Annotated in this window: 4 protein-coding genes and 1 pseudogene; all 5 read left to right on the top strand. The window is 67.6% G+C overall.

The window, feature by feature from the left end; genetic code table 11:
- The first annotated feature begins 58 nt into the window (after positions 1 to 58).
- Entirely contained in the window at positions 59 to 1,132 is a 1,074-nt protein-coding gene (locus tag VGR06_RS15015) for a hypothetical protein (protein WP_327559685.1), read from the top strand.
- A 5-nt stretch (positions 1,133 to 1,137) separates the two neighbouring features.
- Positions 1,138 to 2,553 (top strand): CHAT domain-containing protein, encoded by a 1,416-nt coding sequence (locus tag VGR06_RS15020; protein ID WP_327559686.1) that lies wholly within the window; start codon positions 1,138 to 1,140, stop codon positions 2,551 to 2,553.
- On the top strand, positions 2,546 to 4,999 hold the full coding sequence (locus tag VGR06_RS15025) for a tetratricopeptide repeat protein (RefSeq protein WP_327559687.1): 2,454 nt from the start codon (positions 2,546 to 2,548) through the stop codon (positions 4,997 to 4,999). Before VGR06_RS15020 ends, VGR06_RS15025 begins: the two co-directional genes overlap by 8 nt.
- Positions 4,999 to 6,222, top strand: a complete 1,224-nt coding sequence (locus VGR06_RS15030) for an FHIPEP family type III secretion protein (protein WP_327559688.1) — start codon at positions 4,999 to 5,001, stop codon at positions 6,220 to 6,222. Before VGR06_RS15025 ends, VGR06_RS15030 begins: the two co-directional genes overlap by 1 nt.
- Positions 6,223 to 6,314: 92 nt before the next feature.
- Positions 6,315 to 6,865: pseudogene (locus VGR06_RS15035) on the top strand (hypothetical protein); the annotation flags it as partial.

Genomic DNA, 6,865 nt, shown 5'->3' on the forward strand with positions numbered 1-6,865 from the left:
CTGTATGCGGCAACGTTTGGATGGAAGAATCAGATCTCCTGACCTGAGGCGGGGCTGCATGAACGTGATGTCGGCGGGAAGTGGCCGGGTTCGCGCGTTGCTCGATCGGCTCGCCGGCACGCCGGCCAAGCGGCCGACGATCGTTGACTTTCCCCCGGAGCGCGTACTGGGTGAATCATTCGCGCAACCGGCGATGCGGCCGCGGCAAGACTATTTTGAGGTCACGGTCAACGAGCTGCACCTCTCCCTCCAGCGGAAATGGTTCAGGAGCTACGATCCGCTCGTTTACACCGTTGTCGAGTTCGAGCACGGTACCCAGTGGCGTGCGGTTCCGTTCGTGGTCGGTCCGCAACTCGTGCAGAGCGCCGCGACCGAACTCGGTGACGCCGCTGGCGTCGTACTCACCGACACCCGGGTCGCGGGCCTGCACCCGTTCAAGGGCGACCGGCTGGCCCTCACCGTGCTGCTCTGCGAGCTGGAGCAACACGACTACATGCGCGGCTTGCTCCGGGGAGTTGAACGGGTGGCTCGTGCAGTCGACATGACCGGGGTACTCGGCCCGGCGCTGCGCACGGCCGAGGCCGTGATGGACAGCGTCGACGACATTCTCGGCTTCGACTCGACACAGTTGCTCGCAGGGCTGCGCCGGGAGCTGGTACCGGCCGGCGGCATACCATCGCCATCCTACTTCGCCATGATCGCACAACCCGATGTGAACCTGAGTCGCTTGTGGGTGAACAAGGGGCGACTGCATGAGGGCCAGTCCGCCACGGCCGCGACGCCGTATCGCGGCAGCGATTACACGCTGGTGAGCCTCCGGGCATCGGCCACGCGTCACGACGTCGACCTGCTTCCCTTCCAGTCACTGTGGGAGCAGGCGAAGCGCGAGGCGAACCGTTCCGTCAACCGGCAACTGTGGGAACAACGGGGCCGGGCGTCCCTGTTCACGCTCGCCGAGGCGATCTACGACAGCCCCGACCTGACTCTCGATCAACAGAAGGCCCTCATCCTCGAATACGAGGAGCGCGCGATTCTGCTTCGCGACGGTGCGCAGCGGCGGCAAAACCTCGGGCCGGTGGACCGCCGGGAAATCGACTCCCGGCCACTGTCGGCGAGCATCCTGGAACTCTGAGCGCAATGGGCGAGATCTCCTACGTCAACGTCAAGATCACCGTGCACAGCGACACGAAGCTTACCTACGAGCCCGACTACGGTGTGCCGTTCGTGGCAGGACTGAGCGCGGAACCACTGACCCGGATCACGATCGAACGCCTCGCCAGGTGGGTGGATGAGGACACGTTCCGTTGCCGGGAACTCCTTCAGTTGCTCGGCAAGCACCTCTACCACTGCATGTTCGGCGGTCCGGGCTCGAAGGTCCACGAGAGCTTCCAGGCCGCCGTGCTGAGCCTGAGAAAGGATGCTAACAAGGACAAACGACTCCGGATCACGCTGACTTTCGAGAAGCCGGCGGACAGCCTTGCCCGCTACCCGTGGGAGTTCCTGCACGTCGATGGACCTGACGACGATGGGTTCTTCATTGCCGCGGCATCGACACCCACTCAGCTCATTCTCACGCGTCTCGTTCCACCACCAGCCCAGATCGTGAACTCGCTCGAGCCCGAAGACCGGCCGCTGCGGATCCTCGTGGTTGTCTCCTCGCCGCCCGATCCCCAACTCAGTGCGGTGAATGCGGACAAGCTCCAAGTCCAGCTGGAGAAGCTGCGCGGTGAGCAACGGGTCGATCTGAGAATCTTGAAGACCCCGAGGTATGAGGAGATCAAGGCGGAGCTTCAGCCGAGGGACGGGCGACCGTGGTGGCCGCACATCTTCCATTTCGTCGGCCACGGGGAAGTGCGCGAGGAAGACGTCGTGTTCGCGCTGAGGATGAACAAGTCCGATGAGGACTACCTGTACGCCCAGGAGGGGCAGCGAGCCCTGCGCGAATGGGTGTCCGTGCGAAAGCTCAAGGAACTGTTTCCGGACGACCACTGGCCAAGGCTGGTCTTCCTGCACGCCTGCCGAGGCGCGGCACGGCGCTCGTATTGGGCGTTTGCCAGCGGAGCCGAGACCTTTGTCAGGGCCGGGGTGCCTGCCGCGATCGCCATGCAGTACGACATCAGCAACGAGGATGCCGACTTCTTCGCCCAGCAGTTCTATGAGCGGCTCGGCGAAGGGTGGCCGGTAGACGACGCGGTCACCGCCGGTCGGGTACAACTCGCCCAGCACAGCGCCCCACACTCGTGGGGAGACCGCTCCTTCGGTACGCCGCTGCTGTTCCTGCAAAGCAAGCAGGCGGTGATCCTCCGGCCGGTGACGCGACGGGAGAGCCAATCGAAACCGGTCGAGGGCTACCCGTGCCCCTACCTCGGATGTGATCGGCGCTTCGGCCGAACTGACCTGGGACAGTGCCCGAAATGCGCACGCCCCCTGCAGTGGTGCAAGTTCATGCACCCGTGCATGGAAGGCGACCAACTCTGCGAAACATGCGGTGCCAGGCTGACGCCGTCCCCGACCCGGGGGCCGGGCTCCGAAGGGAAGTCCGGCTTTGACTGACATCCGCCACGGGCTACTCGACGTGCTGCTCGCCGACTGCTACCGCCGGGCGTCACTGGACGGCGCCCACATGGTGCGCGCCGCTGGAACGATCGAGTTCGTGCGGTCGGCCGCCGGCGACCAGCAGGACCTCGAGGTCGCCGTTGATGCCGTGGCCGGAGCCATCGCAACCAACCAGGACGTCGTGCTCTTCGCCGCTCTCGACGAGTTGCGTATCCGCCTCGACGATGCGGTTTGCGAGCAGTTCCGGGCGCGGGTGCGCGAGCGGTTTCAGGTCGATGCCGACGACGGTTGGCGGGCGTGGCGTTGTGCCTGGATACGAGGTCTCTGGTACTGGACCGAAGCGACCTGGCAGCGTTTCACCGACGCTGAGTTCCCGTTTCCGGGCACGGCGCTCGACGATGTGGCCGGGCTGCGCCGAGCCCGCCGTGCCATCGACGACAACAGGTTGGGTGACGCCTATGATCCGCTGTGCCGGCTGTCCTCGGAGCCGTGGCTGCCCGCCGAAGAGCGCGCGATCCTGCTGATATCGCTAGGTTTTATCGAGACCTACACATTGCTGCGGCTTCCGGCTGGCCGCTCGCTCCTTGAAGAGGCCACGAAGCTTGGCGAGGCCGTGCCACTGGTGTGCCTCGGCTGGGCGGCGTGGTGGCTGAACCAGGCCGCCGGCGAGGACTCCGTCGACAAGACCCGTGACGCGTTCGAACGAGCCGAGCGGGAAGCACGGAGGGCGGTCGAGCTGAACCCGCACTTCGGCCGGGCCTGGTCGACGCTGGGTCGGCTGGCAGAACAGGACTATGGCCAGAGCCGCGCCGAGCCGCCCGAGTTCTATTTTCGCCGGGCCATGGCGGAGGGATCGTTCGAAGGTTGGGCGGATCTCCTTCGACTGGAGCTCGACCGGGCCGGTGGGTCGCAGACCGGATCCGGCGTCGAGGCGCTGCTCGATATCGCACGGCGGGCCTGGCCGAGCCGGGAAGTTGACGCGCATCTCCAACTGGCGACCCTGCTGGGACAGCGCGGCCGGTACGACGAGGCCGATCAGCACTATGTGCGTGCCCGCGAGCTTGATCCGACCCGGGTCACCGTGCACACCGAGCGCGGCTACGCGCGGTTCGAGGCCGGCGACGCCGTCACCGCGGGCACCATGTTCGCCTCGGCCATCGAGCTCGCCCCCGAGTCCTATGACGGGTGGGCCGGCATGGCGTGGCTCTGCGAGCAGACGGGCCAGTGGGACGAGGCGCTCTCGCACTACCGGCGTGCCCTTGAGCTTCGCCCGGCCTGGGAGGCGACCCTGGCCGGACGAATCGGCGAATGCCTGCGCCACCTGGACCGGCCGGACGAGGCTGAGCGGGTGTTGCTAGCCGCCCTGCGCCACAGCCCCGGTGAAAGCCTGCTGGTCAGCGGGTTGGAAAACCTTGCGTTGCAGCTCTACCGCGAACGTGGCGACGTCAATGCGGCGCACCGCATCTACCACGATCTGCGGGCGATCTGCGGTGCGGACTACGAGGCGACCTTCCGCAACCTGCGCGGCAACCTGGCGTACTGGTTCGAGGACTACGTCGAGGCGGAGAAGGAGTACCGCCGGGCAGCGGAGGCCGACCCGGGCGACGCCAGGTTGCCCGCCAACGTCGCCGAGGCGCTGGAGAAGCGGGTAAGGGCCGGGGATCGGACCGCACTTCCAGCCGCCGTCACCGCGATGCGTCAGGCAACCGCGCTGGCCCCGGACGACGCGGAACTCCGCGAGCAGTTCGCCTGGTTGGAGCGTCAGAGTGCGATGCTCGAACGGTACGGCCCGGTGGCGCTCGAGCGCACGCCGACCACGACGGCGGTCCGGGTCGAGCTGGCTGACGAGTTCCTCCCGCACATCGTGCAGCCGGACGGCGCGCTTCTGCCGGCGTTTCTCGACAAGATCGACGCGATGCGCATGCGGACGCACGAGCGGACCGGTATCCAGTTGCCTGGCATCCGGTTCTCCACACTCGATGAACCGTTTCCGGGCAACGTGCAGTGCTGGCTGATGGGCGCCTCCATGTACGTGGAGCACCTTCCGGTCGGGTCGCGGTTCTGCCCCGTTCCGCTGGGCGAGGTGGTGCGGCTCGCGCCGGACGCGCGCGCGGCGGACAACCCGTCCGGTGGCCCCGGCGGTGTGCTGGTCTCCGAGACGTCGGTCTCCGCGCTGATGGCCGCCGGCCTGCCGGTGTGGGGGGTCGACGACTACCTGCTCGGATGGCTGGACGGCATTCTGCGCCGGCACCTGGTCGAGTTTGTCGGGCACGACGACGTCCGGCGGAGGCTGGATGTCGAGCTGGCCGCGGTAATCGAGCCCGATCTGACCGCCGTCACCGCGGATGTACGGGTTCGCCTACGCCGAGACGGGTCCGTCCTGAACCTGGCGGACATCAGCGCGCGGATGGCACACCCGGTAGCGGCCTTCGCGGTGAGGTGATGACCGGAATGGACGTATTGCTGGAGGCGGGGGCGGCCCTTCCTGACGAGTTGACCGGCGACCTGTTCAACCATCTCGATGGCGCCCGCGCCGACCTGGAGCTTCCCGGCCCGCTGAGGTTGAGCACCGGCATCGCCGCCCTACCCGACGATGCCATCCGGGTCACCACCAATGGCGATCAGTTCCTCCTCGGCGCCGCGACCGGTTGGGACGTGGTGGCGTCCGCGATGCATGTTCGCCGGCATGCCTGGGTTGATCAGGCCCCCGCCGGTAGCACGGACGAGGGCCGGAGATGCTTCCTGTCCGCCGCCCGCGAACTGGTTCGGCGAGGTGTCGCCGTGTCACGGCTGTCCGCTGCCAGGATGGACGTCCATGGAGACGACCCCTCGGCCGCGGCCGAGGAGGCCATCGCCGGGACGACCGCTCGGATGTCCGTGCGGTACCGGCCGGGCGATCGCGATGTCGAAGAGTGGCTTGACTCGGACCGACTCGGGTTGCTGCCGCAGGTGCTCTGGGCGGCGCTCGGGCTTGTGGTGCCCGATGTCGTGGCCGAGCCGGAGCCCGAGCTGACCGCCGGCACCGTGCAGGTGGTGATTAACGATGTCCGGCTGCCTGCTGTCGGGCCACCCGGTGGAGACCTCGGCTGGCCGATCCTCCTGTCGGCACGCCAGCATGCCGGCAGCCTGCTTACGCGTCAGATTGTCAGTTTCCAGCTCGACCGGCTGGCCGAGCTGTACCCGGAGCTAGTCGTGGCCACCCGGAAGCGGTGGAGCGACGGACATATCACGGTGGTATTGCGAGAATTGCTCGACGAGGGGGTGAGGATCGGCGACCTGCGCGCGATTCTCGAAGCCTGCCTCGAAGGCGCCCAGCATTCCGGCGACTCGAGTGATCTCGCTGCTGCGGCCCGCCCGCGGATCGGGCTGGCCTTGGTGCGGCCGTATGTGACCGGCGGCGGTACCTTGCGGGTCACCCGGCTTCGGTGTGGTTGGGACCGTGCCAAGGGGAGGCTTTCCGACGGGTCGGTCGCGGTCCTGCACCAGAAGCTTGCCGAGGTGCGTGCCGGCGAGGGTTCGGTGCTGCTGACCGACAGTGGGATGGGGCCGGTGGTGCGCGACGCCGTACGCATCCGGTTTCCCGGCATCACGCTGATAACGGAAGATGAGCTGCCGCCTGGTGTCCGAGTGGACTCCGAGGATGAGCTCCTCCTGCAGCAACCGTAACGATCCAGCATCGGCAGCCGACCGTTAGACCGAATGCAGGTATCAGGGCCGCGGGTTTCTGCTCTTGACGGGGGAGCAGGGAGGCGGTTGCCATGGTTGACGGCGACGCGAACTACGTCGAGCTGCGGGTGCACGGAGTGAGTGGCACACCGCCGCAGGACATGCTCGACAGTCTGCTGGTACGGCAGGTGGCGGGGGACCAGGAGGGGCGGTTCTTCCGGCCGGTGAACGCCGACGGCAGCGAGGTGCGGGCCGCGGATGGGCACGTCGTCGAGGGGTACCAGTGGGGTCCGCTGACGTCCGGGTCGTGGCGGCAGGCGCTGTGGCTGGTGCTGATCCCGTTCGGACTGGTCAACGCGGCGTATTTCATGCTGCCCGCGCCGGTCGACGAGGTGGGCCGGTGGGCGCGGCTGGTGGCCCGGGGTGCGTTGCGGGCGCTGGGCATCGTGCTCACCGCGATCCTGGTGCTGAGCGTCGCGCAGGCCGTGGTGGACCTGCTGGCCTGGCAGTGGACCGGGCTCGCTCCGGACGGCCGGCGGGGCGCCGATCCGCGGCTGTGGGTGTGCGGCGCGTTCGTGGTGGCCGCGCTCTCGGTCGTGGCCATCCGGCTGCTCAGCGGCCCGCCGCATGCGCTTCCGGACGA

It is taken from the genome of Actinophytocola sp. (assembly GCF_036002505.1).
Taxonomy (GTDB): Bacteria; Actinomycetota; Actinomycetes; order Mycobacteriales; family Pseudonocardiaceae; genus DASYTH01.